This is a genomic window from Luteibacter sp. NPDC104163, assembly GCF_055584245.1.
The window spans coordinates 220968-247281 of the sequence record NZ_JBVJMK010000005.1 but is presented as its reverse complement, the minus strand read 5'-3'; the positions used below and the strand labels follow the sequence as shown (position 1 = coordinate 247281).

Annotated in this window: 23 protein-coding genes; 9 read left to right on the top strand and 14 right to left on the bottom strand. The window is 63.6% G+C overall.

Going from position 1 to position 26314, the window contains the following annotated elements; translation table 11 throughout:
* From ACZ6YI_RS08825 to ACZ6YI_RS08795, 7 genes are all read right to left on the bottom strand, one after another.
* Entirely contained in the window at nucleotides 1-576 is a 576-nt protein-coding gene (locus ACZ6YI_RS08825) for a nitrate reductase cytochrome c-type subunit (protein ID WP_465778313.1), read from the bottom strand.
* A complete protein-coding gene (napA, locus tag ACZ6YI_RS08820) occupies nucleotides 569-3085 on the bottom strand; it encodes a periplasmic nitrate reductase subunit alpha (protein ID WP_465778312.1) in 2517 nt (838 codons plus the stop codon). The genes ACZ6YI_RS08825 and napA overlap by 8 nt, the downstream gene beginning before the upstream one ends.
* Complete coding sequence (locus ACZ6YI_RS08815) at nucleotides 3082-3375, bottom strand: chaperone NapD (protein ID WP_465778311.1); 294 nt, start codon at nucleotides 3373-3375, stop codon at nucleotides 3082-3084. The genes napA and ACZ6YI_RS08815 overlap by 4 nt, the downstream gene beginning before the upstream one ends.
* Before the next feature lie 16 nt (nucleotides 3376-3391).
* The gene (locus ACZ6YI_RS08810) at nucleotides 3392-3889 is read right to left on the bottom strand and encodes a ferredoxin-type protein NapF (protein ID WP_465778310.1); all 498 of its coding nucleotides are present in this window, start codon (nucleotides 3887-3889) and stop codon (nucleotides 3392-3394) included.
* A gap of 1 nt (nucleotide 3890) precedes the next feature.
* Nucleotides 3891-4061 carry a nitrate reductase gene (locus ACZ6YI_RS08805; protein WP_465778309.1) on the bottom strand — a complete coding sequence of 57 codons (171 nt, stop codon included), beginning with the start codon at nucleotides 4059-4061 and terminating at the stop codon, nucleotides 3891-3893.
* 245 nt (nucleotides 4062-4306) lie between these two features.
* Nucleotides 4307-5119: a polysaccharide deacetylase family protein gene (locus ACZ6YI_RS08800; protein ID WP_465778308.1), complete on the bottom strand. Its 813-nt coding sequence runs from the start codon at nucleotides 5117-5119 to the stop codon at nucleotides 4307-4309.
* Nucleotides 5116-5919 (bottom strand): formyltransferase family protein, encoded by an 804-nt coding sequence (locus ACZ6YI_RS08795; RefSeq protein ID WP_465778307.1) that lies wholly within the window; start codon nucleotides 5917-5919, stop codon nucleotides 5116-5118. Before ACZ6YI_RS08795 ends, ACZ6YI_RS08800 begins: the two co-directional genes overlap by 4 nt.
* A 186-nt stretch (nucleotides 5920-6105) precedes the next feature.
* On the opposite strand from ACZ6YI_RS08795, the gene ACZ6YI_RS08790 reads away from it, so the two are divergent.
* The 3 genes from ACZ6YI_RS08790 to ACZ6YI_RS08780 all read left to right on the top strand — a co-directional run bounded on the left by ACZ6YI_RS08790 (nucleotide 6106) and on the right by ACZ6YI_RS08780 (nucleotide 8341).
* Nucleotides 6106-6459: a hypothetical protein gene (locus tag ACZ6YI_RS08790; protein WP_465778306.1), complete on the top strand. Its 354-nt coding sequence runs from the start codon at nucleotides 6106-6108 to the stop codon at nucleotides 6457-6459.
* A gap of 139 nt (nucleotides 6460-6598) precedes the next feature.
* A complete protein-coding gene (locus ACZ6YI_RS08785) occupies nucleotides 6599-7282 on the top strand; it encodes a type 1 glutamine amidotransferase domain-containing protein (RefSeq protein WP_465778305.1) in 684 nt (227 codons plus the stop codon).
* Between the two features lie 105 nt (nucleotides 7283-7387).
* The gene (locus tag ACZ6YI_RS08780; RefSeq protein ID WP_465778304.1) at nucleotides 7388-8341 is read left to right on the top strand and encodes a DUF1254 domain-containing protein; all 954 of its coding nucleotides are present in this window, start codon (nucleotides 7388-7390) and stop codon (nucleotides 8339-8341) included.
* A 52-nt stretch (nucleotides 8342-8393) separates the two neighbouring features.
* Here the strand turns inward: ACZ6YI_RS08780 and ACZ6YI_RS08775 are convergent, their stop codons facing one another.
* A complete protein-coding gene (locus tag ACZ6YI_RS08775) occupies nucleotides 8394-9263 on the bottom strand; it encodes a glyoxalase (RefSeq protein WP_465778303.1) in 870 nt (289 codons plus the stop codon).
* Between the two features lie 86 nt (nucleotides 9264-9349).
* A complete protein-coding gene (locus ACZ6YI_RS08770) occupies nucleotides 9350-10840 on the bottom strand; it encodes an MFS transporter (RefSeq protein WP_465778302.1) in 1491 nt (496 codons plus the stop codon).
* Nucleotides 10841-10947: 107 nt separating this feature from the next.
* On the opposite strand from ACZ6YI_RS08770, the gene ACZ6YI_RS08765 reads away from it, so the two are divergent.
* Nucleotides 10948-11856: a LysR family transcriptional regulator gene (locus tag ACZ6YI_RS08765; protein ID WP_465778301.1), complete on the top strand. Its 909-nt coding sequence runs from the start codon at nucleotides 10948-10950 to the stop codon at nucleotides 11854-11856.
* A gap of 19 nt (nucleotides 11857-11875) precedes the next feature.
* Here the strand turns inward: ACZ6YI_RS08765 and ACZ6YI_RS08760 are convergent, their stop codons facing one another.
* Nucleotides 11876-12505, bottom strand: a complete 630-nt coding sequence (locus ACZ6YI_RS08760) for a helix-turn-helix domain-containing protein (protein WP_465778300.1) — start codon at nucleotides 12503-12505, stop codon at nucleotides 11876-11878.
* Between the two features lie 46 nt (nucleotides 12506-12551).
* Here ACZ6YI_RS08760 and ACZ6YI_RS08755 point away from each other — a divergent pair, with 46 nt between their 5' ends.
* Nucleotides 12552-14627 (top strand): M61 family metallopeptidase, encoded by a 2076-nt coding sequence (locus tag ACZ6YI_RS08755; RefSeq protein WP_465778299.1) that lies wholly within the window; start codon nucleotides 12552-12554, stop codon nucleotides 14625-14627.
* Complete coding sequence (locus tag ACZ6YI_RS08750) at nucleotides 14624-16336, top strand: serine hydrolase domain-containing protein (protein WP_465778298.1); 1713 nt, start codon at nucleotides 14624-14626, stop codon at nucleotides 16334-16336. Before ACZ6YI_RS08755 ends, ACZ6YI_RS08750 begins: the two co-directional genes overlap by 4 nt.
* Before the next feature lie 9 nt (nucleotides 16337-16345).
* Here the strand turns inward: ACZ6YI_RS08750 and ACZ6YI_RS08745 are convergent, their stop codons facing one another.
* Nucleotides 16346-16552 (bottom strand): hypothetical protein, encoded by a 207-nt coding sequence (locus ACZ6YI_RS08745; protein WP_465778297.1) that lies wholly within the window; start codon nucleotides 16550-16552, stop codon nucleotides 16346-16348.
* Nucleotides 16553-17233: 681 nt separating this feature from the next.
* On the opposite strand from ACZ6YI_RS08745, the gene ACZ6YI_RS08740 reads away from it, so the two are divergent.
* Entirely contained in the window at nucleotides 17234-19348 is a 2115-nt protein-coding gene (locus ACZ6YI_RS08740; RefSeq protein WP_465778296.1) for a TonB-dependent receptor, read from the top strand.
* Nucleotides 19345-20181 (top strand): substrate-binding domain-containing protein, encoded by an 837-nt coding sequence (locus tag ACZ6YI_RS08735; protein ID WP_465778295.1) that lies wholly within the window; start codon nucleotides 19345-19347, stop codon nucleotides 20179-20181. Before ACZ6YI_RS08740 ends, ACZ6YI_RS08735 begins: the two co-directional genes overlap by 4 nt.
* A 5-nt stretch (nucleotides 20182-20186) precedes the next feature.
* On the opposite strand, the gene ACZ6YI_RS08730 is transcribed toward ACZ6YI_RS08735, so the two are convergent.
* Complete coding sequence (locus ACZ6YI_RS08730) at nucleotides 20187-20816, bottom strand: TetR/AcrR family transcriptional regulator (protein ID WP_465778294.1); 630 nt, start codon at nucleotides 20814-20816, stop codon at nucleotides 20187-20189.
* Nucleotides 20817-20952: 136 nt separating this feature from the next.
* Between ACZ6YI_RS08730 and ACZ6YI_RS08725 the strand changes: the two genes are divergently transcribed.
* Nucleotides 20953-22170, top strand: a complete 1218-nt coding sequence (locus ACZ6YI_RS08725; RefSeq protein WP_465778293.1) for an MFS transporter — start codon at nucleotides 20953-20955, stop codon at nucleotides 22168-22170.
* Nucleotides 22171-22186: 16 nt separating this feature from the next.
* On the opposite strand, the gene ACZ6YI_RS08720 is transcribed toward ACZ6YI_RS08725, so the two are convergent.
* The gene (locus ACZ6YI_RS08720; protein ID WP_465778292.1) at nucleotides 22187-24175 is read right to left on the bottom strand and encodes a preprotein translocase subunit SecA; all 1989 of its coding nucleotides are present in this window, start codon (nucleotides 24173-24175) and stop codon (nucleotides 22187-22189) included.
* Entirely contained in the window at nucleotides 24168-26312 is a 2145-nt protein-coding gene (locus ACZ6YI_RS08715) for a hypothetical protein (protein WP_465778291.1), read from the bottom strand. Before ACZ6YI_RS08715 ends, ACZ6YI_RS08720 begins: the two co-directional genes overlap by 8 nt.
* Between the last annotated feature and the right edge of the window lie 2 nt (nucleotides 26313-26314).

The following is a 26314-nucleotide window of genomic DNA, read 5'->3' as shown; positions in this document are numbered from 1 at the left end:
TCAGTTCGCCTTCTCGCGCTCACTGGACAGTACGGTATCGATGTCCTTGAAATTATTGGCCACGAGCGGCCTGGCATCGGTCTGCACTACATGGCACTGGTTGCAGAAATAGCGCCGCGGAGAGATCGTCGCCAGGAACTGGTCGTCGCGGTCCATGTAGTGCGTGACACTCACCGGCGGCGCCTGGAACTTATCTGCGTTGGCACGCGCATGGCAGAGCAGGCAGCGGTTTGAATTCAGGTCGACCTGGTAGTTGTCGATGCTGTGCGGAATGGTTGGCGGCTGCATCGGGTATGCGCGATTGCGCTTGACGTCGGTGTTCTCCACCTTTGCCATCGCTGGCGGCTCAATTTCCTGGTCGATGGGTGCGCCACGACGAATCGCATCGATCTGTTGACCGCCAGGGCCCGGCACGATCGTTACCGGTGGCAGTGGCCTGGCATTGGCCAACGTCGGTGCCGGCGTACCCGATTGCAGGTCGGATTTCTTGCCGATGCTAAATCCCACCACGAAGGTCGTCGCCGCGATCACGACCAGCACGAGTGCCCCCACGAAGACCGGAAACTTGCTATGCATGGCTCGCCTCCGGGGCGGCCAGGATCTTGACGGCGCATTTTTTGTAGTCGGTCTGCTTCGAGATCGGGTCGGTGGCGTCGAGCGTCACTTTGTTGATGAGCTGCCCCGCGTCGAACCACGGGACGAAGATCACGCCGCGCGGCATGCGATTGCGCCCCCGTGTTTCCACGCGCGACAGCATCTCGCCGCGCCTCGACACTACGCGTACCTCGTCGCCGCGCTTGAGGCCACGCGCCACGGCGTCGTCAGGATGCATGAAGACCATGGCGGCGGGTACCGCACGGTAGAGTTCCGGTACGCGCATCGTCATCGAGCCCGAGTGCCAGTGCTCAAGCACGCGGCCGGTCACCAGCCACATGTCGAACTCGTCGTCGGGTGATTCCGGGGGTGGTTCGTACGGCAGTGCCCAGATCACCGCGCGATTGTCGGGATTGCCATAAAACTGGAATCCGGTCCCCGCCTTGACGTATGGGTCGGTGCCTTCCCGGTAGCGCCATAGGGTTTCCTTGCCGTTGACCACTGGCCAGCGAATGCCCCTCGCCTTGTGATACGCGTCGAAATCAGCCAGGTCATGCCCATGGCCGCGGCCGAACTCGGCGTATTCCTCGAACAATCCCTTCTGGGGATAGAAGCCGAACGCCGCGGCCTCGTCGTTCAGGTATCCTTGTTCGATATCAGAAACGGGAAACCGGTCGACCTTGCCGTTGCGATACAGCACGTCAAACAAGGTCTTTCCCTTGAACTGCGGATTAGCCGCGAGGATGTCTGCCGGCCAGAGTTCATCCGTGGTGAAGCGCTTGGAAAATTCCATCAATTGCCAGAGGTCTGACCGGGCCTCGCCCGGCGCCTTGACCAGCTGGTGCCAGAATTGGGTGCGCCGTTCGGCGTTGCCGTAGGCTCCCTCCTTCTCGACCCACATCGCCGCAGGCAGAATGAGGTCTGCGGCCTGTGCAGTCACCGTGGGATAGACGTCGGATACCACGATGAAGTTTCCGGGACGCCGGTACCCGGGGTATGTCTCCTGTAACATGTTGGCGCCGGCCTGCATGTTGTTATTGGCCATGACCCAGTACGCATTAAGCTTGCCGTCGCGTAACGCGCGATTCTGCTCCACGGCGTGATAGCCGGGCTTGGCGACGATCGTGCCCGGGGGCACTTTCCAGATTTCCTCGGCGTGCTTGCGATGGCCGGGGTTGGTCACGACCATGTCAGCCGGCAGCCGATTGCTGAACGTGCCTACTTCACGCGCCGTGCCGCAAGCGGAAGGTTGGCCGGTCAACGAGAACGGGCTGTTGCCGGGGGTGGAAATCTTGCCGGTCAACAGATGGATGTTGTAGACCATGTTGTTGGCCCACACGCCGCGGGTGTGCTGATTGAAACCCATGGTCCAGAACGAGGTCACCTTGATCGATGGGTCGGCATAGAGTTCGGCTAGCTTTGCCAGCCAGCCCGCATCCACGCCGGTCATATCGACCGCTTTCTCGAGTGTGTACGGCTTGACGAAGTCGGCGAATTGTTGGAAGTCGATGGGCTTGGAAGCATTGGGGTCGGCCGCATGTTTCGCGTTTTCCTCCAATGGATTGTCAGGGCGAAGGCCATAACCGATGTCGGCCACGCCTTGCCTAAACGTAGTGTGTTTGTCGACGAAATCCCTGTTGACCTTGCCGGTCTGGATGATGTGGTTGGCGATGTAGTTGAGAATGACCAAGTCGGTCTGCGGATGGAAGACGATAGGAATATCTGCCAGCTCAAAACTGCGGTGCTCGAAGGTCGATAGCACCGCAACCCTTACGTGTGGATGGGAAAGCCGCCGGTCGGTGACACGCGTCCACAGGATGGGATGCATCTCCGCCATGTTCGAGCCCCAAAGCACGAAGGCGTCGGCGGCCTCGATGTCGTTGTAGCAGCCCATGGGCTCATCCATGCCAAACGTGCGCATGAATCCCTGGACGGCCGAAGCCATGCAATGGCGCGCATTCGGATCGAGATGATTACTGCGGAAGCCCGCCTTCATCAGCTTGTTTGCCGCATAGCCTTCGAAGACGGTCCATTGCCCCGAGCCGAACATGCCGACCGCCTGCGGTCCCTTGTCTTTCAGCACCTGCTTGAACTGCGCCGCCATGACGTCGAACGCTTCATCCCACGATACGGCCTCGAACTCTCCGTCCTTGGCATAGACGCCATTTCGCTTGCGCAGTAACGGTTGGGTCAGTCGATCGCTGCCGTACATGATCTTCGACAGGAAGTATCCTTTGATGCAATTGATGCCGCGGTTGACCTCGGCGTGAACATCGCCGTGCGTAGCGACGACGCGGCCATCCTTCACGGCGACATTCACACCACATCCGGTGCCGCAGAAACGGCACGGCGCCTTGTCCCATTTCAACTGGGTCTGATCGCCCTCGAGGATGACGTTGCTGGCCGCACCCGGAAGCGAAAGTCCTGCCGCGGTGGCCGCTGTCGCCAGCGCGGTCTGCTTGATGAAATCGCGTCGCGTCAGCGTGTTCATGCGGACATGCCTTCTGTTCGGACCACCGCGATCGGCTGTTCCAGGGCGTCGCGGGGTTCAGCATGGTGGTAGATCAGCGATACATTCAACACGCCCGCCATGCCTCGCATGGCGTCGATGTGGTCCATCAGGGCGCGCTGGTCGTCGGTCTCGCAGAGCACTATGCTGCGGATACCTTCGTTGAGAGCGAGCTCGAGTTCGGGACGTGCCTCGATGAATTTGCGAAGGCCCGACAGTGCCTCAATCCGATGCTGGATGAACAGGCTGGAGATGTGGAGTTCACTAGGCATGCCGGCTCCTTGGAACCTATACGGTTGACAGGTGCAACCTAATCGCCAGGTTGGGACAGATGGATACGCAGGCACCGCACCCGGAACACCGGTCGTTGTCGACACCTGGCGTGGGAACGCTTCCGCCGTGCGGACGAACATGGATGGCGCGATCGCCACAGGCGTCCTCGCAGCTTCGACAGACGACGCCGAGCGTGGCCAGGCATTCGTCTTCGTTCACTCGGGCGTACGAGTGCCATGCCGGTGTCACGGCGTTGCTGTCCAGCGCGCGTGGCGCGCAGGCGTCTGCACATGCGCTGCAAAAGGTGCACGCCCCGAGCATCGGATCGAAGACAGGAAAGCCGCCATCGGCGAGCGCAAGCACGCCCTCGGGGCATTGGTCGACACAGGCACGACATTGCGTGCAGGCGTCGAGGAATGCCGCTTCGGCCAGCGCCCAGGGCGGGCGAATGGCAGGCTCCGGGCGGGGGCGCCCTCGAAGCAGTGCTCGGCGTGCCAGGTCAGGGCGGCTCACGTTAGCCTCCGGGTGGTCCGGGAGGCCCACTGACGAACATCTGCCAGAACCAGACGACGAAACCGAAAACGACGACCAGCGCGACCGCCAGGATCGGGAAGAGCGCGACGGTGAGCAAAAGGAAAGCCGACCGCTCGCGCTTTTTGCTGCTGGCTATGTTCGAAGGCTCCATGTCGCCTATCCAGGACAGGACGCGGTTCCGTAAAGCGCAAGCGGCGGCCCGACCCCTCGGGTTCCGTTGCCGTGAACGCCATCTTCTGTTTCGGCTTATACACAAAAATGAGGATGGGAGCGAATTTGCCGCTCGCAGTTCAGAACATCGCACGAGTATTCGCACGGGGCGGGATGAAGGGTGATGCGCAATTTCGGCAGTTAGGCGCGATTTGTATAGCCCACAGGCCGGGCTCCGACGAAAGCTCAGGAGGTGCCGGGGGTGTCGCGTTGTGACGACACTTGCTTGTGCAGGAGACGTGCGCGGGCGAGACGGTAGATCGGGCCGGCGAAGCGCTTGAGCGGCTTCTTGACGTTCCAGGCTGCCCATTGCTTCATTCGAGCGGCACCTTCTCCACTGGCGAGCGCGACGGCCACGGCAGGGGCGGAGTCACGCAGCAGCGCATAGCGCCCCAGTACCACACAGATGCCGCTATGCCACTCACGCGTGGTGGGCTCCGAGGTGAACAAGGTTCGTATTCCCGCGGCTTCGGCGGCGCGCAGCACGGGCGTGGACATGAAGCCGCCAGGCACTGAAGCGGTGCTCACCGGCGCGCCGAGGATTTGTTCGAGCGTGTCCACGCTTCGTCGCCATTCTTCGCGCAGCGCGTATGCATTGAGTTGGGAAATGTTCGCCGGATGAGTGTGCGAGTGGCTGCCGATCAGGTGGTCATCCCGGTGCAGGGCGCGCAGGTCTTCCGCGCTGACGAACCCGGGTGTGCCGATGCGAGCCGTGGTGATAAAAAAACAGCCGCGAATGCCGCGTTGTCGCATGGCCTCTCCAGCAGCAGATGCGCTAGCGCCGCCATCGTCATAGGTCAGGAGGCAACCTTGATAGTTGCCGCATGCGACAGCGTCGGGTTCGGCGAACAGGGCTCCGGTGGCGCGCAGGGCGTCGAGGTGGGCGAGATAGTTCGCGGTTTCGAGCTTGTAATGAGCCGCTGCGCTACCCGTGAAGCCGCTATCGTCCCAGCGGCCGGGCGACACGACATCGTGGTACATGAGGGTAACCAGGCTCATTCGGCGGCCGCTGTAATGGGTAGTTTGGAGAGGGCGGCTCGTTTCCAGCGCAGATAACGGCTCAGCCATGGCTGGCCCCATACGCCGCTTTGGCGGCCTGCCACGTCCAGGGGACGAGCCGTACCGGCCGCGATGTCGCGGATGCGTTGGGCCAGCGCGTCGAGGTTTTCGAGGACCATGCGGTATTGCACCCGCACATGCGATTCGTTCGCCTCGTCGAAGGCATAGGTGAAATAGCCATAGACCGGCCCCGTGTCGACGCCGGCATCGATGCGGAGCAGGGTGAGACCGACGCGGTCGAGATCGCGCTCGGCCATGGCCCAGAAGCAGCCGTGGGCGTTCCGGTATTCCGGGCAGATGCCGGGGTGCATGACCAGGCAACCCTGGCGGGGGATGCGATAGATCTTCCGCGCCAGGAGCTGCTTGCTGCGGGCGATCATCACGTCGGGGGCGCAGGTTTTCAGGAACGCGGCTACTTCCGGGGCGTTCGCGCTGGCGACACGGAGCTCGGGTACGCCGGACACGTCGCCGAAGCGGGCCCGGAGGCCTGCCAGGCTGGCCTCGGTCCATGCCTGGTCGGCTGCCGCGAGCCGGAAGCGGTAGTAGAAGCGCATGGCCAGCACGTCCAGGAAGCGCCATGGCCCCACGCGCTGGAATTCCCGACGGATGCGGGCGCATTTCTGCTCGCCGGTTTCCTCGATAAGGACGAGGCCGGCAAGGTCGGAGAACGACGCCAGCCAGGCCGCCAGGCCCTGGCGGTCGAAGGCATCGTCGGCGTGACACATCAATACGGTGCGCATGGATCGCACTCAGGCGGAAGGCGGCTTATTCTGGCGCCCGGCCGGACGAGGCGCGATTGGCCTAAGGGCCTATGTCCCCCGTCACGTGGCTCCGCATCCCGGCTGGTGGCCGCGGGCATTTGCGCGCAGAATGGTCTGCCGCCGAACGCGTGGCGGTCGTCCGCTCATTCGCAAGGGAGAGTCACTGTGCGCACATTGATCGTTGCCGTACTGCTTTGCCTGGGTTGCCCCGCACTCGCCTCCGCCGGGGAACCCGTGACCCGCACCTCGCCGTTTACAAGCTTCAGCACGACGCGCAGCCCCGATGCATTCGTCGCATGCCTGCTGCCGGTCATCCAGAAGACTTACCCGCAGAGTAGCGCCGCGGCAAAGGGCGATGACCGGGAGATGCACGTGGTGGATGCATCCACGCCGGGCATCCTTGCCCAGATCGAAGTTCGCAACGATGGCCGCCTGAGTTCCCTTGTCCTGATCCGGATGGAGTCGCCCCAGGCGGCTTCGGGCCGCAGTCTCATTAATTCTGCCCGGCAGTGCAGTTAGTGGCTGGGTAAGAAATCCCAATCCCTGCGGGGTTGGGGCAAGAAATAACACCGACCTGGCGCCACGCTTGCCGCATTGATTTGCGGACACCGTGGCGACGCGATCCATGCCACCTCCCGCTAACCCACGAGGTGCAGTCATGAAGATCCTGATGGTGATCACGTCCCACGACCAACTCGGTAACACGGGCAAGAAGACCGGCTTCTGGCTCGAGGAATTCGCGGCGCCTTATTACGTGTTCCAGGAGGCCGGCGTCGAGATGGTGCTGTCATCGCCCAAGGGTGGCCTGCCGCCGTTCGATCCCAAGAGCGACGATCCGGAATTCCAGACTGAACTCACCGCACGTTACAAAAAGGACAAGGAAGCCCAGGACCGGCTTTCGAAGACGGTGAAGCTGTCCGAGGTGTCGCACGATGGCTTTGATGCGGTGTTCTATCCCGGTGGCCACGGCCCGATGTGGGATCTGGCGGAGGACGCGGACTCGATCAAGCTGATTGAGTCGTTCTATGCCGCGGGCAAGTACATCGCGTTCGTCTGCCATGCGCCCGGTGTCTTGCGGCATGTCAAAGGGCCAGACGGCAATTGGTTGGTAAAGGGCAAGAAGGTCACGGGCTTCACCAATACCGAGGAAGAAGCCGTGCAGCTCACCCACGTAGTGCCATTCCTGGTCGAGGATTCGCTGAAGCAGAACGGCGGCATCTTCTCGAAGACGGAGGACTGGAAGATCTACGTGCTGGTCGATGGCCTGCTCGTGACTGGGCAGAACCCGGCGTCGTCGGGGCCGGGTGCTACCGTGCTTCTTGCCATGCTTCGTTCTCGCTGAGTGCGTCTGTCTAAGTAGATTTGCGTGGGTGGTCTCCGCGGCCTTTCTGACGACGCCGCATGGAGTCGTATGCATTCTTGCGCCAAGCTGACGCGAGGATGCCCCATGTCGATCACCGTTACGCCTGACAACTTCATGCGCGCTGAGACGGATCTCTATTTCTCCGCTATCGCCGTCAAGGACGGCGGATTCGGCAGGTTTTGCCACCGGCGCCAGCTGATCCCGATCGAGAACCAGAACATCATTCGTGAGAACCGGGATACCGTCTATTCGGCAGCGGTTTTCGATCTCGACGCAGGCCCGGTGACCGTAACGCTCCCTGATACAAAGGGGCGCTTCATGTCCATGGAGGTTCTCGACGAAGATCAATACGTCCCCTTCGTCTTCTACGACACCTTGCCCCACGAATTCACGCGGGAGGCGATAGGCACGCGCTACGTTCTCGTCGCGTTGCGTACGCTGCTTGATCCCGGCGACGCTGACGACCTTGGCAAGGTGCATGCGCTCCAGGATGCCGTGTCGGTCAGGCAGCCCGGTGGCCCCGGACGCTTCGAGGTGCCTGAGTGGGACCATGAAAGCCAGGACGCGGTGCGCGCTGCGTTGCTCATGCTTGCCAAGACAATGCCCAACACGAGCAAGGGCTTTGGCAAGCGTGGTGAGGTAGACCCTGTTCAGCGGCTCGTCGGAGGTGCGGCAGCCTGGGGCGCCAATCCTCCACAGGATGCCACCTACCTCAATATCACACCCGGGCAGAATGACGGGAAGACGGTGTACGAACTCCGGGTAAAGGACGTCCCGGTCGATGCCTTCTGGTCGGTCATTGTGTATGACGAGAAGGGGTACATTCCCCCGAATGACCGGGGCATCTATGCCTACAACAATCTAACGGCCGCAAAAGATCCCGACGGCGGCGTAACCATCCGCTTCGGCGGGTGTGATGGGGCACGGGGAAACTGCATTCCCATCGTTCCAGGGTGGAACTATATGGTGCGGCTGTATCGTCCGCGCGAGGAGATTCTGTCCGGAAAGTGGGTTTTTCCGGAAGCCAGAATCGTCTAGGCGCGCCCCATGGCCGATGCAGCTCAGTTAGCCATGGGGAGGGGCCTGAGCGTCAGCGGGCCAGACTATGGATCTCGACCACGTGTCCACCGGGGAACTGCACCATGGCCGCTTTGCGCTCGCCCTCGGCGTGCGCGTCGACCACGACTTTCGCGCCCGAGTCACGCGCGCGCTGGAGAGTGGCCACCAGGTCGCTTACCTCGTAGCCGGTCAGCTCCGTGCCGTAGGGCCAGTTGAGGTGGCCCTGCGTCACGATGACGGTGGCCTTTCCGAACCGCGATGAAATGCGCACCCTGCGATAGTCACCTTCCTTCTGGCCCACTTCGGTGCCGGGAGCTTTCACGTCCGAGTCCACTTTCCCATGCGCGAAAGCTACGAATGCCTCGATGAACTTCTCGGCGCTTTGCGCGGGCAGGTAGATGCGATTCTCGGGAACGTGTTCGAGCGCGGGGTAATCGGGCTTCGTGGTGTGTGAATAGAACTGCATGTTCACGCCGCCAGGCCAGGTGATGACAGCATCGCGGCCGATGGGATCATCGAACGGAGCAACCAGCGTGGCTGCGCCATGTGCATTGGCCGCGACGACGGCTTCGTCCACGTTGGTGACGAGATAACCAGTGCGCTCGGCGCCAAACGGGTAGGGCACCGGTGTTCGGAACCCGAAGACGGATACGGCGCCCGATGGCGTGCGGACCAGCTGTGTCGACGTACTCGAGGCCGTGGGCGTCACGGTCGCGATGGCCTGCTTCGTCGACTGGCCGCCGAAGGTGGCAGCGAAGCTGCGGACGAATGCATCGACGTCCGCAGGCGCGACATAGACGTGCGTCGTGTCGTATTGCGGGCCGACCGAGAAGTCTTCAGCGGCGTAAGCCATGGGCGTGGCCAGGGCGAGGCCAGCCAGGGCATAGATGAGTTTACGCAAGGGATGATCCTCGGTAGTCAGGGGCTGCAGTTTTGCCAGCATCAACTTACCCAGCCGGTGCGTCGCTGACTTGCAAGATTCCGACGCTATCGATGGCGGGTGCGCCAGACCACGACGGTAGCCATACCCGCTGCCAGTGCGGCAGTGATGAACGCAGCGGAGAAGCCGTGCGCAAAATCGAGTCGAAGGGTAGTAAGGGACTCGCGTGGCAGCCCCGCGAGTGCCTTGAAATCGCCTGCGACGACACTTGCCTTCATTGATTCCGTGACCATGAGGCCCGGGTGTGGCTGTGCATCGATCGTCCCGCGGACCGATTGCGCAATGGCGGCACCGAGCACCGAGAAGCCCACGAGGATGCCACTGAACCGCGCGGTCGTACTGATGCCGGAGGCCATACCGGAGCGTTCGGGTGGCACGTGGACCATTACGGCTTTCTGGGTCTCGCCGTTCAGCAACCCGCCCCCGGCGCCGAGGACGGCCATCGCGGCGAACAGCGGCCAGCCCGTCCCAGAGGTGTTCCTCGCCACCATGGCCAGCCATCCGTTGCCGAGTGCCGAAAGAAGCAGCCCCGCGGCCAGGAGCTGATAGCTGGCGTACCGACGCGCAAGGCGCCTCCCGACGACGGGAAATACCAGCATGGCGAGAGCAAACGGCAGCATCATCGCGCCGGCGGCTAGCGGTGACGCACCCGTGCTGCCCTGGAGGTAGAGCGGCAACAGGGATGCCATCACCTGTGCGGAGGCGGCATAGGCAAGCATGACGACGACCGCCCCCATCAACGCCGGCACTTTCAACAGGCGGATATCGAGCATGGGCTGCTGCTGGATGGCCTCGACCGCGACGAAGGCGGCGAGGAAGACGGCTCCCATGATGGCGCAGGCCAACACGCCACGTTCGTCCCAGCCCGTATTCGCACCCTGTATCAACGCCGCGGTGATGCCGAGCATGCCGAGGACGAAGAGGGCGATGCCGGCGAGATCGAGGCGCCTGGGCGTGGGATCCCGCGATTCATTGACGTTGGCAGGTACGAGCACGACCAGCGCCAGGCAGATCGGCGCGTTGAGGTAGAACGCCATGCGCCAGCCGAAGGTCACGCCGATCCACCCTCCGATCAGGGGTGAGAGCGTCATGGTGAGCCCCATCGCCGTGCCCCAGAAGGCCCAGGCATGGGTGCGTTCCTCGTAGTCGGTGAAGCGGTTGGCGATGATCGCCAGCGCGGGCGCGATAAGGCAGGCCGCGCCGATCCCCTGGACGGCTCGTGCCGCGATGAGTGCGCTGATGGTAGGCGCCGCACCGCACGCGATGGAGGCGATGCCGAACACCGTGATGCCGAACAGGAAGGTGCGCTTGCGCCCGAACTTATCCGCCAGGGTGCCTGCCGGTAGCAGCAATGAGGCGAAGGCGAGGACATACGACGTGATAACCCATTCCATCCCTGAGAAGCCGGCCTGAAGCTGTTCGCCGATCATGGGGAGGATCGTGCCGACCACGTTGGTGTCGAGGACGGTAAGTGCGCAGCCCGTCGATGCGAGCAGCAGGACGATGCGCGCCTGGGTAGGGGTACCAGCATGGGCCACGGACATTTCCTCGATTGCAGCTAAAACTATTTCAGCCACTTTGATCGTTAGGTACGATGGTCCGTGGAGTAATCTGTGTTAGTTCCTGACTAATCTATGGGTGTCCCATGGAATTGCGCCACTTCCGCTATTTCCTGGCCGCCGCCGAGCATCGCCAGTTCGCGCACGCTGCCGAGGCATTGGGCATTTCACCGCCCTCGTTGACCGTGCAGATCCAGGACATGGAACGACTGGTGGGCACGCCCCTTTTCCTCCGCAGTCGCCGCGGCATCGCGTTGACGCCGGCGGGCGAGGCGTTCCTGCCCGCCGCCCGGGCCGCCGTCGAGGCGTTTGACCGGGCCCTTGTCGTTGGGCAGAAGGCCAGCCATGGCGAGATCGGGCAACTGGCGATCGGCTATGTGGGTTCCGCCGTATTCGCCGGGGTGCTCCAGCCGCAGCTCGATCGCTTCCGCAAGAAATACCCGGATGTTCGGCTCGTCGCGAGCGAATTCCCCATGGAGCAGATAGAGCCACTGATCGTGGCTGGCGATCTGGACGTGGGGTTTATCCGCGGTCCCGTCCAGGTCGGCTCGCAGCTCGCCACGCACACCGTGCTCGAGGACGCTTTCTGCGTTGCATTGCCTTCCATCCACCCATTGGTGGCGACGCCGGGGCCGGTAGCCGCGAGGGACCTGGCGCACGAACGGTTCATCCTGCCGGAGCAGCCGGTGGGAACCTACGAAGTGGCGCGCCGCGGGCGATTCTCGCCGCAGGTGCATTCTTCCCCCGGCGGCCTGGCGTCGGTGCTCTCAGAAGTGGCACTGGGCACCGGCGTTGCCGTAATTCCCAATGTGTTGAGCCGTGTGTTCGCAATTCCCGGGGTTCGCTTCAAACGGCTGGCAGGGAAGGCCATTTCAACGGGAATCGTCGCCGTGTTCCGGAAGAACGAACGTTACCCTGCGGTAGAAGGATTCATCCGGCAACTTCGGAGTACGCCGGCGATGGTGCTGTCAGGGACCGGGCGGTACGCACCGTAATATCGTATTGCCCCTCAGGTCACGCGGTTTCCCTTGAAGGACGGCGTCGCCACGCCGCCGGGGTCGTTCCGGTCAACGCGCTGAAGCTGCGCGTTAGGTGTGCCTGGTCGGCGAAACCACAGTCCGCGGCGATCCGTGCGAGCGATTTGCCGGATCCCAAGGCAGCCATGGCGCGCAACGTCCGCAGGCGCGCGCGATAGGCAACAGCTGTCGTACCGTACGCGCGGCGGAAGCCACGGCTCAAGGTCTCGGGGCGCAGGCCGTGTGCTTCGGCCCATGCTTCGAGATTAAGGGCCAGATCCGTTCGAATGGCCTCGGCCAGCCGGTCCGGCCAGTCGATGGGTGCGACCGCCAGCAGGGAGACGGTTTTGGCCACGAGGTCTGATGCGGCGTCCATGTCCGCCTCGGCGACGCGGACCACCGCGTCCACATCGTCGATCCGTCCCAGGGTGGACACGATCTCGCCTCGCCATGGCACGACAAGTACGTCGGCACCGGAACACGCGACATCGTTGAGGTGGGACTCGTACGCACCGTGAAACACGACGTCGCCGGGCGCCACGCAAATCCGCCCGCGATCACCGGCTTCCGTATAGCTGCCGCGCAGCACCACGGCCGCGAAGCCGCAATCGTGTCGATGGCGGGTCAATTTCTCTTGGGATGGGTGACGCAGCCTCCCCGGGAGCGTCGGTGCGATGCAGTCGCAAGCCATACGGAATTCTGGCTTCGGCCCGGTGGGCGGTCAAGTAAATTCAAGGCTTCGAGCTGATGGGGGCGTATCGTCTGTGCCGCCTACGTCCCGAGCCTCGATCTTGTCTGTCTGGTCCCGAATCACACCGCGCTTCAAAGGCTTGCAAGCTCTCGCGTTTCCGCTTGCCAGTGCGCTGGCCGCTACTGCCACCCCGCTAATGGCGGCGACGGCTCCCATGCAGTTGCATATCGATGCGCGTGATGTCCTGACGCGCCGGCAGCACGTACACATCGCCATGCCTGCGTCGCCAGGACCGCTCGCTTTGGCCTATCCGAAGTGGGTGCCTGGCGAGCACCGGCCCAACGGTCCCATCACGCAGCTGCTGGACCTGCACGTCTGGCAGGGCGACCAGGAGCTCCCATGGCGGCGCGATGCCATGGACGCATTCGTGTTTCATGTGGATGTCCCGCAAGGGGCGCACGAGGTCACGATTGACGTCGACTACCTGTCGCCTTCGTCGTCCTTCGGTACGGGCTTCGGCAAGTCGCCTAACGTCACCCCGCATCTGGCTGCAATCCTGTTCGGCCAGTTGCTCCTGTATCCGGCCAGCGCGGCGGCCGCGTCGTATTCAGTCGAGGCGAGTGTCCAGTTTCCAAAGGGTTGGGCTTACGACGGTGCGCTCAAGGCGTCGGCCCCCAGCGAGGGCATGCTGACGTTGCCGACCGTACCCCTCGCGCGCCTGGTTGATGCGCCCGTGCTTGCCGGTGAGCACACCCGGCGCGTCATGGTGCCGTCGCATGCCGGTCAGGCGGCACTGTGGATCGCCTCCGACGACCCTGGGGCACTGACGGTTCCGACCGACGTCGTGGCGTCGCTCGGACATGTCATGGATGAAATGGCAGCGATCCTCGGCTCGCGAAAGCTCGATGATTATGTCTGGCTCATTGGCCTGAGCGATGTCCTGGGCCACGATGGCACGGAGCATCTGGACAGCTCCGATGTGCGTGAATCGACCGATTTCTTCCAGGACGCATCGCGCTCGTATCGATGGACCGTGCTCTCACATGAGTTCTTCCATGCCTGGAATGGAAAGTTTCGCCGACCGGCGGGGTTGGCCACGGCTAATTTGCAGAAGCCCATGGACGACAGCCTGCTCTGGGTCTACGAAGGTTTGACGCGGTACTACGGCGACATCGTGCTGCCGGTACGCAGCGGCCTGGTCTCGAAGGAACAGACGCTCGATTACCTCGCCTACATCGCGGGGCAGGTTGAATACGGGCGCCCAGGCCGGCGCTGGCGAAGCGTGGTTGACACGGCGGCAGCGATCCCTGCGTTCGCCGATGCGCCCTACGAGGGCACGGCCGATCGACGCGGCGCGGACTACTACAACGAAGGCATGCTCGTGTGGCTCGAGGCGGACATCATGATTCGCCGCGCCACGCACGGAGCGCGATCGCTGGACGATTTTTGCCGGCGGTTCTTCGCCGGGCGCAAAGTCGACGGCAATGTAAAGCCCTACACCCGAGACGATGTGATCCGCATATTGCATGACGTGGCCGACATCGACTGGCGTGGCTTCCTTGAAGCACGGCTTGATCGCGTTGATGCGCCAGCGCCGCTTTCCGGGCTGACTGACGCGGGGTGGTCCGTCGTCTACGACAACGCTACAAATCCCTTCGCGGACAGCGTTCAGAAGGAATCCGGCGTGTTCAACTACTCGACGACGCTCGGCGCATGGATCTCCGCCGACGGAACGATCCAGGACGTCGCTTCAGGCTCACCCATGGCAGCGCAGTCGGTGGCAAGCGCGTGGCGTATCACCCGCGTCAATGACAGCGCATGGTCACTCGAGGCGCTGGATGACGCGCTGCGCGCGTCGTCGATCACTCGTGCGCCACTGAGCCTGACGGTCACCTATCAAGACGTACAGCGAACCGTCGCCATCGACTGGCACGGTGGCTTGCGGATCCCACATCTGCAGCGCACGGCCGGCACCGTTGATCTGCTCAGCCTCGTGCTTGACTCGCGGGACATCCCCGCCAGCACACAACATGCAAAGACCCAGGAGAACCGCCGATGACACATGACGCGACCCGACGCACGTTCCTCGCCCGCGCCGCTACAGGTGCCGCCGTCGGCGTGGTTGGCCTGGGAAGGCTCGGCCCGGCATCTGCCGCGCCGGACCGTCCCACACCCGGCCTGGATAAGCTTGCCACCGCCGAACGTACGGCTATTCGCGAGGCGATGGCGAGCAACGGGATCGAAGGCACCTCGGTATGCCTGATCGAGAACGGCAAGACCGTCTGGGTCGAGGGGTTCGGCACCACGGGAGGGCACCAGCCGCGCGCCGTGGACGAGGAAACGATCTTCAGTATCCAGTCGACATCGAAGAACTTCACGGCGGTCGGCGTGCTCCTGGCCGTGCAGGCGGGTTTGCTCGACCTGGATACTCCGATAACCCGGTACCTGCCGTGGTTTCGGGTGAACAGTCGCTTCGAAGCCCGGCCGGAAGACCGGATCACGCTACGCTACCTTCTCAGCCACCGTGCCGGCTTCACCCATGAGGCGCCGGTCGGCAACAACTACGAACCCGGTGATGCGGGTTTCACGAAGCACGTCCACAGCATCGCGGACACATGGCTTCGGTCACCCGTCGGCAACCGTTACCGCTATTCGAACCTGGGCTATGACCTGGCCGGATTCGTCCTGCAGGAACGCACCGGCATGAGCTACGCCGAATGGCTGCGCAAGAAACTGTTTGAGCCGCTGGGCATGCGGGATGCCACCGCCGATGCCGGCGTCTACACGCAACGGGCCAACCGGGCGGTCGGTCACGAAAAGGGTTACGAGACGGTGCCGCTCGTGACGCCTCTCGTCGCATCGGGCGGCGTGTACATCAGTGCGCGCGACATGGCGAGCTACGCCGCGTTCCACCTTGATGCCGGGCGCGGCGCAAGCGGTGGCCTGCTCGACGAGACCTTGTGGAATGAGATGCATGGTTTCGGCCTGGGTGGCGATTACGGCCTGGGGGTGATCCGGAACGAGCTGCGCTACGGTGACACACCGGTGCGCGTGCTCAGCCACAAGGGCGGCGGCTTCGGCTTTGGCTGCGTGTTCAGCTACTGTCCCGAGGCAAAGCTCGCATGGGCAGCGATGTTCAATCGGCCGGTGTCGGCGCCTTACCGCTTCGGCAAGAAGCTCGTGGATGGCCTGCTCGCTGAGCGCTTCGGTCCCTCGCGGCCGAGGCTCACGGCGGCGAATATCGGCGCCATCCAGCCGACGGGGGCAGCCAGGAAGTCGCTGGCCGGCACCTATGTGGGTCGCAACCTGCAGGTCGCCATCGAGTCGCAGCCCGACGGGCTTCGGTTTGAATCCGAAGCACTCGAGATCAAGGGGCCACTGATCAGCACCTCGCCGGACACCTACTACACGGCGGACGCAACGGGCGAATTGGTCGAATGGCGCTACACCGCGGCGGCCGATGGGATGCCTGCGCACCTGGAATGCAGCGAGGGGGAAGCCGGCGTGGATTACAACGACGGCGCAGGCGAAGTCATGGGACCCGATGCGGCGCACTGGTCCGCTTACGAAGGCACGTACGTTATCGACCAATGGGGCAAGGAGGCCATGGACGTGACCGTCGATCGTCGTAACGGCCACCTTTATATCAACGGCACCCGGCTTTGGATCGAACACGAGACGGGCCTGTTTTTCACAGTCGATGGCGAAGCCGTAGATTTTCGTCATTCGCAGAAAACGTGGCGGAATCTCATCCTTCGGAGGGTGTAAGGGCGGTGGTTAAAACGACAGCCCAAGCGGTCGGTTGCATGCGTACTTCTCATTAGCCGCGCGCACGTCGGCGGGGGTGACGTGACGCTCAACAAGCTCCTGCGGGCTAAGCCGCTGCCAGGCTTCGACATCGATACAATGTTTGTTGGTGATGCCGAAGAGGCGTTGGGTGTTGCGCATCACCGCGCCGATGCCCTGGTCCCTCGGATCGGTCATCCGGATGCCTGGCGCGCGTTGAATTCCAGAGCCCGGCAAGCCGTGTAGGCCTTGCGCTTGTTGCGCGTCCTGGAGACGGGCTGCGAAGCCGCCATCGCCCATGTGTTCGACGGCATTCGTTGATTCGTGTTCTTCGGTACGCGAATCAGGGGAGGGAATAGCGGGAGACGCGACGACCGACGCTGCCGGCGGAGTTGGCCGGTTACGTCGGGCGGTCGGAGTAGCGTCAGGTGACCGTTTGCCTACGTCGTGCCGTGATCGCTGCGACGTAACGTGTCGCGGGCGCGGCAAGAGCGTTACCTGAAGGGGCGATGGCACCGTATCGACTGTGGACGCCGGCAGCACGTGGGCGGTACCGGGCCGTAACAGGATGAGCAGCGCAGCCAGGTGTAATGCAATGGCTGTCGCCGTAGCCGCGATCCGCCGGGAGGATATGTCTTGTCGCCATGCTGTCATCCCTGATTCCCCGAGGTTGTGGCTCCTGTTCCATCCAATGGATGCCTATGGCGCCCAGGAGTTCCTCAACCGGGCCAGCGCTCGGGTCGGCGGCGGGGTTCACGAATCGCTATATACCGAACTATATTCCGCAAGACTTGCACGTACGTCCTCCCGGACCATGCAAGCGGCGAGCCTCCCGGCCCGGGGATGCTGGGCCTGGGTCGTCTAAGCCGGAGTAAGTTCATGAAGTCGTATCAAGCTATCGCATGGCCGCTGCTGCTGGCGGGAGCGGCCGGCGCTGTCAGTGCGCAGGAGGCGCCACGGAAGACCGATCTGGAGGGGTATACGGTTGAAGCAGGGCAGGCCTCGTACCGCACCGAGTCGGTGGGCATGGGGCCATTGGGTGACCTTGCTCCGCTCAATACGCCTTACTCCGTGCAATCGGTGAACAACGACCTGTCGCGCAACCAGCAGCTGCAAAGCGTGCGCGAGGCCTTCCGGTTCCTGCCGACGGTGCAAGGCGAAAACATCCGCCCCCAGACCCGCGGCATGCAGGCCGGCGTCGTCCAGAACACCCGAATCGATGGCCTGAATATCGCCGCCACGACGGATTACCCGATCGAACAGTTCGAACAGATCGAGGTGCTCAATGGCCTGGCGGGCGCGCTGTATGGACCGGCCAGCCCGGCCGGAACGTTCAATTACGTCTTCAAGCGCCCCACGGATGCGCCACTCCGTGAGTTCGATGTGCGCTATAACTCGCGCGCCTCGGGCCTGGTCCATACCGACCTGGGCGGGCATTTCGGTGCGGACGACCGCTACGGCTACCGCATCAACCTGTTGGACCAGAACGGCCCGGGCTATGTGAAGGGCAGCCGCCTGGCCCGCCGCATGGGTACGGTGGGCTTCGACGTGAAGCTGGCTGAGCATACGGTGCTCGAGAACGATGCCAGTTACTACCACTACACCTCGACGGGATTCCCCGGCACGTTCGCGCTGGGCAGGGGTGTCACGCTGCCGTCGGCGCCGGATGCGAAGCGCGACGGCTATGGGCAGACCTGGGGCGGTGACGACAACATCACGCGTATCCTGAGCTCACGGTTACGCAGCGCGCTGAGCGAGAACTGGACGCTAAGGGCAGGGGTGCTGAAGGAATCGAACGATCGCCGTTCGACCGTGCCGACCAATACGCTCACCACCCAGGCAGGCGCTTACACGACTACCGCGGCGACCACCACGTACAGCTACGACATGATCGTCAGCAACATGGTCGCCCTGAACGGCAAGGTCGAAACGGGTCCGTGGACCCACGACCTGTTGATCGCCAACAACGGTTTCTACTGGAGCCGTTACACGCCGCTCAATACGGGTGCGGTAACCGTGGGACGGGCGAGCCTCGCCCAGCCCACGGCGTTCGCGAAGCCGACGAATTTCCCGTATTTCGCACACCGCTATCGTTCGATGAATACGAAGCAGCAGTCCGTCACGCTTGGCGACACGATCCACTTTGACGACCAGTGGTCCGCCCTGGTCGCCGGCAGCCAGAGCTGGCTGCATGTGCGGAACTACAGCAAGCAGGGCGCCACCACGTCGTCGTATGACGCGCATGGCATGAGCCCCACGGCCAGCGTGATGTTCAAGCCGACGCCGACGCAGATGGCGTACGTGACGTATGCCGACAGCCTGCAGCAAGGCGATATCGCGCCGGCCGGCACGGCCAATGTCAATGAAAGCCTTTCGCCCTACCGCAGCAAGCAGTGGGAGGCGGGCTACAAGGCACGCGTCACCACGATTGACCTTGGCGTGGCCTTGTACCGGATCAAACGGCCCTACGCCTATATCGGCGCGGACAATGTCTATGCGAACCGCGGCGAGCAGGTGAATCGCGGCATCGAGCTCACCGCCAACGGCGACATTACCCGTGACCTCACGGTATTTGCCGGTGCCCAGCTGCTTGACCCGCGCCTGTACCACACCGGTTCGACCACCACGGAAGGGAAACAGGTGCTCGGGCTATCGCGCGTCGTCTACAACACCTTGCTGGAATACCGGATGCCGTGGGTGCAGGGGCTAACGTTTACGCTCAACGTGAACCACGCAACGAAGCGCGCCGGTGATTTCCCGAACACGTATTTCGTCAAGGGCTATACGGTCACGGATATTGGCGGCCGATACCAGACGCGATTCCAGGGCTGGCCGGTCACGTTCCGCCTCGCCGTGGATAATGCGACCAATCGCCATTACTGGGCCAATGTCACCCCGGCCAGCCAGAACGGCTACAACGCAGCCGGCAGCGCGACCGGTACCCTGGGCGCACCGCGAACCGTCCGCGCTTCCGTACAAGTGGATCTCCTATGAGAACGATGGTCGTCACGGTTGCCGCCGCCATGCTATTCGCTCCGCTCGTCACCGGCGCCGCCGAGGCGCCCCGGACGCTGACGGTTTACGCCGCGGGCAGCCTCACAGGCGTTCTCGCCGATATTGCGAAGTCATATACGCAGGCAACTGGCGAACCGGTACGCATCGTCAACGGCCCGGCTGGCGTGTTACGGGAGCGCATTGAGAAGGGTGAGCCTGTGGATGTCTATGTCTCCGCCAACATGGCGCATCCCACGAAGCTTGCAGGGGAGGGGAAAGCTACCCTTCCCGTGGTGTTCACCCGCAACTCCCTTTGCGTCACCACGCTGCCCGGTGCGGGCTACACGAGCGCCAATCTGCTCGATCGCCTGATGGCGCCCGGTGTTCGCATCGGTACGTCCACACCCGGCGCGGATCCGGGTGGCGACTACGCCTGGGCATTCTTCGCGAAGGCCGAGACCGTTCGTCCGGGCGCGAAGGCGGCGCTCGAGTCCCGCGCGCAGAAGCTTGTGGGCGGTGCCGTGCCGACCAAGGTGCCGGGAGGCGGCGATGCAGTGACTTACTTCCTGGAACACCACCAGGTGGACGTCTTCTTCGGCTACTGCAGCTCGCATAACGCGACGCCTAATCCGGCACTGACCAAGGTCGAGGTACCGTCCGACCTCGCCATTCCGGTCGACTATGGAATGAGCGTGGTGCTGCGGGATAACGATCCGGTGCGACTGGCTTCCGCGTATCGCTTTGCGTTGTATGCCATGAGCCCAGCCGCCCAGGCAGATCTGCCGCGATATGGATTCCGGCCCGTAGCCATGGCGGAGCCGCTGCCGCAGTGACGCGACTAGGTGCTGCTGCGCGCTTTCTTTCCCGGGGTGCCAGCGATCGTGGCCGCCCATGTGTTCATCGTCATCTCAATCACGCAGCACAGTTGCTTACGCGTGGCGCCGCTGGCCGCTTGTACGGCCAGGCCGTGCACCAGCGCGCAGACATACCGCGCAAGCGAATCCGGATCGACCTCGGGCGCGATCTCTCCGGTGGACTGGGCCACCTTGAAGCGTGCCGCGAGCGGCTTGTATCCCGCGAGCCTGGCCTTGGTCAGTGGTTCACGCACCTGCTCGCCCTGGGTGCCGCACACAAGGGCGCCCTGGATATACAGGCAGCCATGGGCACGGTCGGAGCGGGTCTGGTCGGCGACGCTTTCGCGTAGGAAGCGCTCCACGGCCTCCGTGGCGGTAGGAGCGGACAGGGCGCTTTCCAGCAAGATATCGCGTTCTTCGCCATAGCTGGCCACGACCTGGCGGAAGAGGCCCTCCTTGCTGCCGAACGCCGCGTAGAAGCTCGGCGGATTGATACCCATCGCGCTGGTCAGGTCCGCCAGGGTGGCGCCGTCGTAACCCTTGGCCATGAATACGTCGATGGCCTGGTTGAGCGCCTGGGTGATGTCGAAGCCGCGCGGTCTGCCGCCAGCCATAACCGCCTCCAATAGGTTGTGTAGCGAATAATACAGATTTTTCTTGACCGGCACCTGAGCCGGGCATAGATTATGTAGCTCTTACTACATAACAGGTCCGCGGCTACCCCAGCTGGGGCCTCTTGCTGGAAATACCATGTCTTCTGAAGCTGGTCGGCCCGCCACCGGGCCGCACGCCACGACGCGCGAGTGGATGGCGGTAGGGGCGGTTGCCCTTGGAACGTTCGCCCTGGTTACCAGCGAATTCATCCCGGTCGGGCTCATTACCAGGATGTCGGCCGACTTCGGCTCATCCGATGGAGCCACCGGCCTGATGATGACCGTGCCTGCCTTCGCGGCGGCCATCGCGGCCCCAGCCGTAATGCTCGGCGCGCGGCGCATGGATCGGCGCATCATCCTATGCCTGCTCAGTGCGCTGCTGGTGATCTCGAATCTGGTCGTCGGTTATGCGCCCAACCTGGGCGTCGCCTTGTTCGGTCGCGTCCTGCTGGGTATCGATGTCGGTGCCTTCTGGGCGATCAGTAGCATCGTCGCGGGGAAGATTGTTCCATCGGCATCGGTGGGGCGGGCGAGTTCGATCATCTTTGCCGGTATTTCCCTGGGTTCCGTGGTCGGCGTGCCGGCGGGTGCGTTGATCGGCAGTGCCTTTGGGTGGCGTACTGCGTTCGAAAGCGTTGCCGCATTTGGCATGCTTGTGCTCGTCGCCCAGGTCACGCTTCTGCCGCGGCTACCGCCCTCGGAAGTGGTCACCATGCGGCACCTCGCCGCCATCTTTCGTATCCCCAGTGCACGTCTCGGCTTGCTGGCGTGCTTCCTCGCCTTCGCCGGCCAGTTCGCCGCGTACACGTACATGGGGGCGTTCCTTGAGCACGTGACGAAGATGCAGCCTGCGGTGCTCTCTTCGCTGTTGCTCGGGTATGGCGTTGCAGGCTTCGTTGGCAACTTCGTCGGCGGGGCATTATCCCAGCGCGGCCCGCGGCTCACCTACGCCGGGGCTGCCGCGGCACTGGGCCTTTCGGTGCTTGCGCTCACGCTGGGCGGACAGTCTCAAACCGTGGCGTCCATCGCCGTGCTGGCATGGGGTTTTGCCTTTGGTGCGCTGCCTATTGCGACTCAGGGTTTCATGGCCCGTGCCGCGGCCAAAGAGCTCGAAAGCGCCAGTTCCATGTTCGTTTCCATCCTCCAGATGGGCTTTGCGTTCGGTGCGTTCGTCGGCGGCCGCGCCGTGGACTCGGTCGGGCTATCGGCGACATTGAGTTGCGCTGCGATTGCAACGATTGCCACTGGGATTCTCATCATGCGGTTTGGGCGGATTGATGAGGGTAGGGTGGATGGGGATGTGGTGTTTGAGTGAGGATACCGCGCGCGCGTTAGCGTTTGCTCTTGCCCACGAAGGCCAGCGATCGCACCCATTCCGCGTCGCGCTTCTGCGTGGCGACGCGCTGGTGGCGATAGTGACGCTCGGCGCGGTCCTGAAGCCAGGTGACGTAGCGACGCACCACCTGGCCACTGACCGCGCGCGCAGGCGCGAGGCGTTCAAGCGCTGCACGATGCGCGAGCGGCGCGAAACGCTGAAAGAGGTCGTCTTCCAGGCTCACGATCGCCTCCGTGGTGCCAGGATCACCCTGTCGTGCGCATCGCCCGAACAGCTGACGGTCGACGCGCGCCGATTCATGGAACTCGGTGAGGATGACATGAAGGCCGCCCGCCGCCTCGGCTTCGCTGGTCAGCTTGATGTCCGTGCCCCGGCCCGCCATGTTGGTGGCGACCGTGATTCTTCCGGCGGCACCGGCCGCGCGAACGGCCTCGGCCTCGGTGGCGTCCTGCCGTGCGTTCAGCACCGCGTGGTCTATGCCCAGTTCCTCGAACAACGCAGAAAGCCGTTCAGACGCTTCCACTGATCGCGTTCCGACGAGCACGGCACGCCCTTGGGCCGCCATCTCCACTGCCCTCGACGCGATGGCCTGCCAACGCTCCTCCGACTGACGGCACACGGTATCGGCGAGCCGCCGGCGGCGGCTCGGCTTGTGCGTGGGGATACGCGTAATCGAGAGGTCGTAGCTTCCCTTGACCTCACTCGCGACCTCCTGGGCCGTTCCGGTCATGCCGCAGAGCATGAGGTAGCGGCCGAAGAAGCGCTGGTAAGTGATCTGAGCGAGGGTGCGCCGCTGTCCGGTGATCTCGCAGCCTTCCTTGCATTCGATCATCTGGTGCAACCCGCGCTCCCACGTGCGGTCGGCCATGACACGGCCCGTGGATTCATCGACGATCTGCACCTTGTTCTCGGCAAGGATGTAATGTTGGTCGCGATGGAAGCAGTGAATGGCGGAGAGCGCTTTCTGGATGAATTCCTCGCGCCACATGGTCGACCGCCACAAGCCATCCCATTCGGAGGCCCTGGCCTTGGCTTCGGTCTTGCCAAGGGGAGTAAGCCAGACATCCCGGTGCTGCGAGCGCCGGAAGTGGATGCCTTCCTCGAGCGCTCCGGCCAGTTCGATGGCCCGGGTATAGACGCTCGGATCCAGGTCGTCGGGCAGCGTTTCGGAAATGATCAGCGGTGTACTCGCTTCGTCGATCAGCACGCTGTCCGCTTCGTCGATGATGGCGATATGCAGGCCACGAAGGATGGGTGCCTCGGCGGCGCGACCGCCCGCAAACTCCCTGAGGCGTTGCTGCGTGCGGGAGGAATCGCCCAAGGCAATGCTGTCCTTCAGGTAATCGAACGTGAGTTCCTTGTTCGACACGTAGGTGATGTCGCAGGCATACGCTGTGCGGCGATCGGGGATAGACATGTCCTGCAGGACAACGCCAACGGAGAGTCCCAGATAGTCGAACAGGGGTGTGTTGTGTTCCGCATCTCGCTCGGCGAGGTAGTCGTTGACCGTGACCACATGGGTAGCCGCGCCGGTGACGGCCGCCGAACAGGCCGCAAGCGTTGCCGCCAGCGTCTTGCCTTCGCCGGTGGACATTTCCGCAAGGCGTCCCTGCAGCAGGGTTCGGCCCGCCATCAACTGGACATCGTGATGGCGCATGCCCAGGGTGCGCCGCGACGCCTCGCGAATCAGCGCGAACGAGGCAGCCAACCGTTCGTCGGTGAACCCTTCATGGTGCATTCGGTGCGCCTCGGCGGCCAGCTGCGCGCGCAGGGTGTCGTCATCCATCACCCGCGTCGCGTCTTCTTTCGCATTGGTCGCCGCGATAAAACGGCGCGTCGCGCGGCCGTCCAGGCGCGGCAACTTCGCCAGCCAAATGCGCAGGCGCTCCTCCCACGCCGAGCGCTTGGCATCCATGCGCTCGAGATAGGGGCCGTCGCCAAGCTCCACATCGCGCCCGGCGAGCAAGGCGCGCACGTCAGACATTGAAATGACTCAGGAATACCTGGCGCAATCGGCGCAGGCCTTGTATCGCCAGCGGCTCGTTGCCGTGATCGAAACGCACCTGCGCCCGCTCCCCGAACTGCGGCGCCGCCCCCTGGGGGAGTTCGAGGTCCACGATGAAGACGCGCTGGATCGTCTTCACGCCGTTGGTGTCGTTCGGGTTGGTCGCGATGGTGCCGCCGGCATTGAGGCCGAGGGCCGCCGTCGGGAGCTCATCGACCGCGCCGGGAAACGACCGCAGCATGCGCGTGCTCCAGGTGTCGTCGAGCGAATCGGCGAGCCGCAGGGCCACACCAGAAAGGCGGCCGTGGACGAGATCGATATCGTCCTGCTGGACCACGGTGCGGACGATCAGCTCGCGTTCCTGCAGGACATACCCGAGCAGTTCGCCCTGCTTGTAGTAACGCCCGGGCATGTCCTGGGGCGTCGCCACCACGAGCGTGCCGTCATCGTTCGCATACCCGGTCAGCCGCGCCAACCGCTCTTCGGAACGGGTCAGGCTCTCGCGCGCCTCTTCGAGCTGGCGACCGGAGATGGCCGCCTTGGTCGGGTCGGTGAAATGTTCTGCGTCGTAGCGTGCCTGCGCCTGGTCCAGCTTCGCCTGGGCCACGGCGACATCGGCGCGGAACTGCGGATTTTCCAGGCGGTATAGGGGTTCACCACGATGGACGGCCGCACCCGGGGCAACGAGCCAGCGGACGAAGAACCCGTTGCCGCCGGCGTGCAGCATGGCCTTGTCCGGCAGCCACACCACACCAAGCGAGCGGCTGTGCATGGGCACCGGTACGAAGACCAGGAGGACGGCCAGGCCACCGATGAAAAAGGCGGTCCGGCGCATCGCCCGCTGACGCACACGATGCAGCGAGCCGGACGTGGACAGGTGTTTCCAGCCCTTGCGCAGGGGTGCACCGAACAGGCCCCAGGCGCTCCACATGGCCATGATCGCACCCACCACGAAATACTTGTTGGCAACGGCGAAGATCACCGACACCGTGACGATGGAGCGATAGCAGAACGCGAGGGGCGTATACGCCGTGAGCCAGCGTTGTTCGGACGGCGTTTCGTCGGGCCTCAGGGCCTCGATGGAACCGTAGCCGTAACGATCGATGAGGTAGGTCCACCACGCCTGTCCACGCTGGGCGAGGTTCGGGATTTCGATCAGGTCGGAAAAGATGTAATAACCGTCGTAGCGGAGCAGCGGGTTGCCGTTGACCACCAAAGTGGAAACGCCGCAGATCACCATGACATTGAAGGCTACGCCACGGAGGATGCCCGGCTCGGCGGCAAGCCAGACGTGCAAGGCGAATGCAGCCAGGAAGAGTTCCACCAGCATGCCCGCGGCGGCGACCAGGGCGCGCTGGTACTTCGAAGGGAAGGCGGAGGATGACGAGGCTTCGACATAGGGCACGGGCGCGAAAATCAGGAACATCAGGCCCAGCTCGCGCACGGCGCCACCCCAACGCTTGGTGGCGAAGCCGTGGCCGAGTTCATGCAAGAGCTTCACCACCGGGTACACGGCGGCCATCACCATCAGGTTGCTGCCGGAGAGGACGCGGTCGGACAGGTTCTCCGTGAGGTCCCTCCAGTGTTCACCGGCAAGGAACAGGGCGGGCAGCACCACGATCGCCCACAGCGCCCCGCCCCACGGACCGAAGCACCAGCCCACATATGGTACGAAACGGGTGAGAAAGCGATCGGGATTGAGCAGCGGAATCTTCAGGCTCATGGGGTTCATGAGCCATTGCTTGATCGTCTCGGTGCGCTTGCTGCGGTGCCGGTCGAGCAGTGCGGCCGAATCGGGCATCGCGTCGGCCTGGAGCAGGTCCGCGGCATGCAGGCGCGTGAGGAGATCGACCACTTCCGGCTGCGTGCAGGCGTCCCGCGCATCCGATGCGTTCGCCTGTTCCCACAAGGCCTGCACCGTGGTTTTGCCGTCCATGCCCGCGAGGAAAGCATACGCGGCGGCCGTAAGCCGATAGACCTTGCCGCCGGTCTGGTCCTGGACCACGTACCAAGGCCGGCCCCGGAACACCATCCGTTGCACCGTGGCGTACGGCATCAGGCGCGGCTTCAGTTCCGCGACGCTGTGCCAGCCGGGGCTGAAGGGCGTGCGCGTCACCG

Coding starts and splice junctions, on each gene's coding strand:
- ACZ6YI_RS08825 (WP_465778313.1), bottom strand. CDS start 576: ATGCATAGCAAGTTTCCGGTCTTCGTGGGGGCACTCGTGCTGGTCGTG.
- napA (WP_465778312.1), bottom strand. CDS start 3,085: ATGAACACGCTGACGCGACGCGATTTCATCAAGCAGACCGCGCTGGCG.
- ACZ6YI_RS08815 (WP_465778311.1), bottom strand. CDS start 3,375: ATGCCTAGTGAACTCCACATCTCCAGCCTGTTCATCCAGCATCGGATT.
- ACZ6YI_RS08805 (WP_465778309.1), bottom strand. CDS start 4,061: ATGGAGCCTTCGAACATAGCCAGCAGCAAAAAGCGCGAGCGGTCGGCT.
- ACZ6YI_RS08800 (WP_465778308.1), bottom strand. CDS start 5,119: ATGAGCCTGGTTACCCTCATGTACCACGATGTCGTGTCGCCCGGCCGC.
- ACZ6YI_RS08795 (WP_465778307.1), bottom strand. CDS start 5,919: ATGCGCACCGTATTGATGTGTCACGCCGACGATGCCTTCGACCGCCAG.
- ACZ6YI_RS08785 (WP_465778305.1), top strand. CDS start 6,599: ATGAAGATCCTGATGGTGATCACGTCCCACGACCAACTCGGTAACACG.
- ACZ6YI_RS08780 (WP_465778304.1), top strand. CDS start 7,388: ATGTCGATCACCGTTACGCCTGACAACTTCATGCGCGCTGAGACGGAT.
- ACZ6YI_RS08765 (WP_465778301.1), top strand. CDS start 10,948: ATGGAATTGCGCCACTTCCGCTATTTCCTGGCCGCCGCCGAGCATCGC.
- ACZ6YI_RS08755 (WP_465778299.1), top strand. CDS start 12,552: ATGCAGTCGCAAGCCATACGGAATTCTGGCTTCGGCCCGGTGGGCGGT.
- ACZ6YI_RS08750 (WP_465778298.1), top strand. CDS start 14,624: ATGACACATGACGCGACCCGACGCACGTTCCTCGCCCGCGCCGCTACA.
- ACZ6YI_RS08745 (WP_465778297.1), bottom strand. CDS start 16,552: ATGACCGATCCGAGGGACCAGGGCATCGGCGCGGTGATGCGCAACACC.
- ACZ6YI_RS08740 (WP_465778296.1), top strand. CDS start 17,234: ATGAAGTCGTATCAAGCTATCGCATGGCCGCTGCTGCTGGCGGGAGCG.
- ACZ6YI_RS08735 (WP_465778295.1), top strand. CDS start 19,345: ATGAGAACGATGGTCGTCACGGTTGCCGCCGCCATGCTATTCGCTCCG.
- ACZ6YI_RS08730 (WP_465778294.1), bottom strand. CDS start 20,816: ATGGCTGGCGGCAGACCGCGCGGCTTCGACATCACCCAGGCGCTCAAC.
- ACZ6YI_RS08725 (WP_465778293.1), top strand. CDS start 20,953: ATGTCTTCTGAAGCTGGTCGGCCCGCCACCGGGCCGCACGCCACGACG.
- ACZ6YI_RS08720 (WP_465778292.1), bottom strand. CDS start 24,175: ATGTCTGACGTGCGCGCCTTGCTCGCCGGGCGCGATGTGGAGCTTGGC.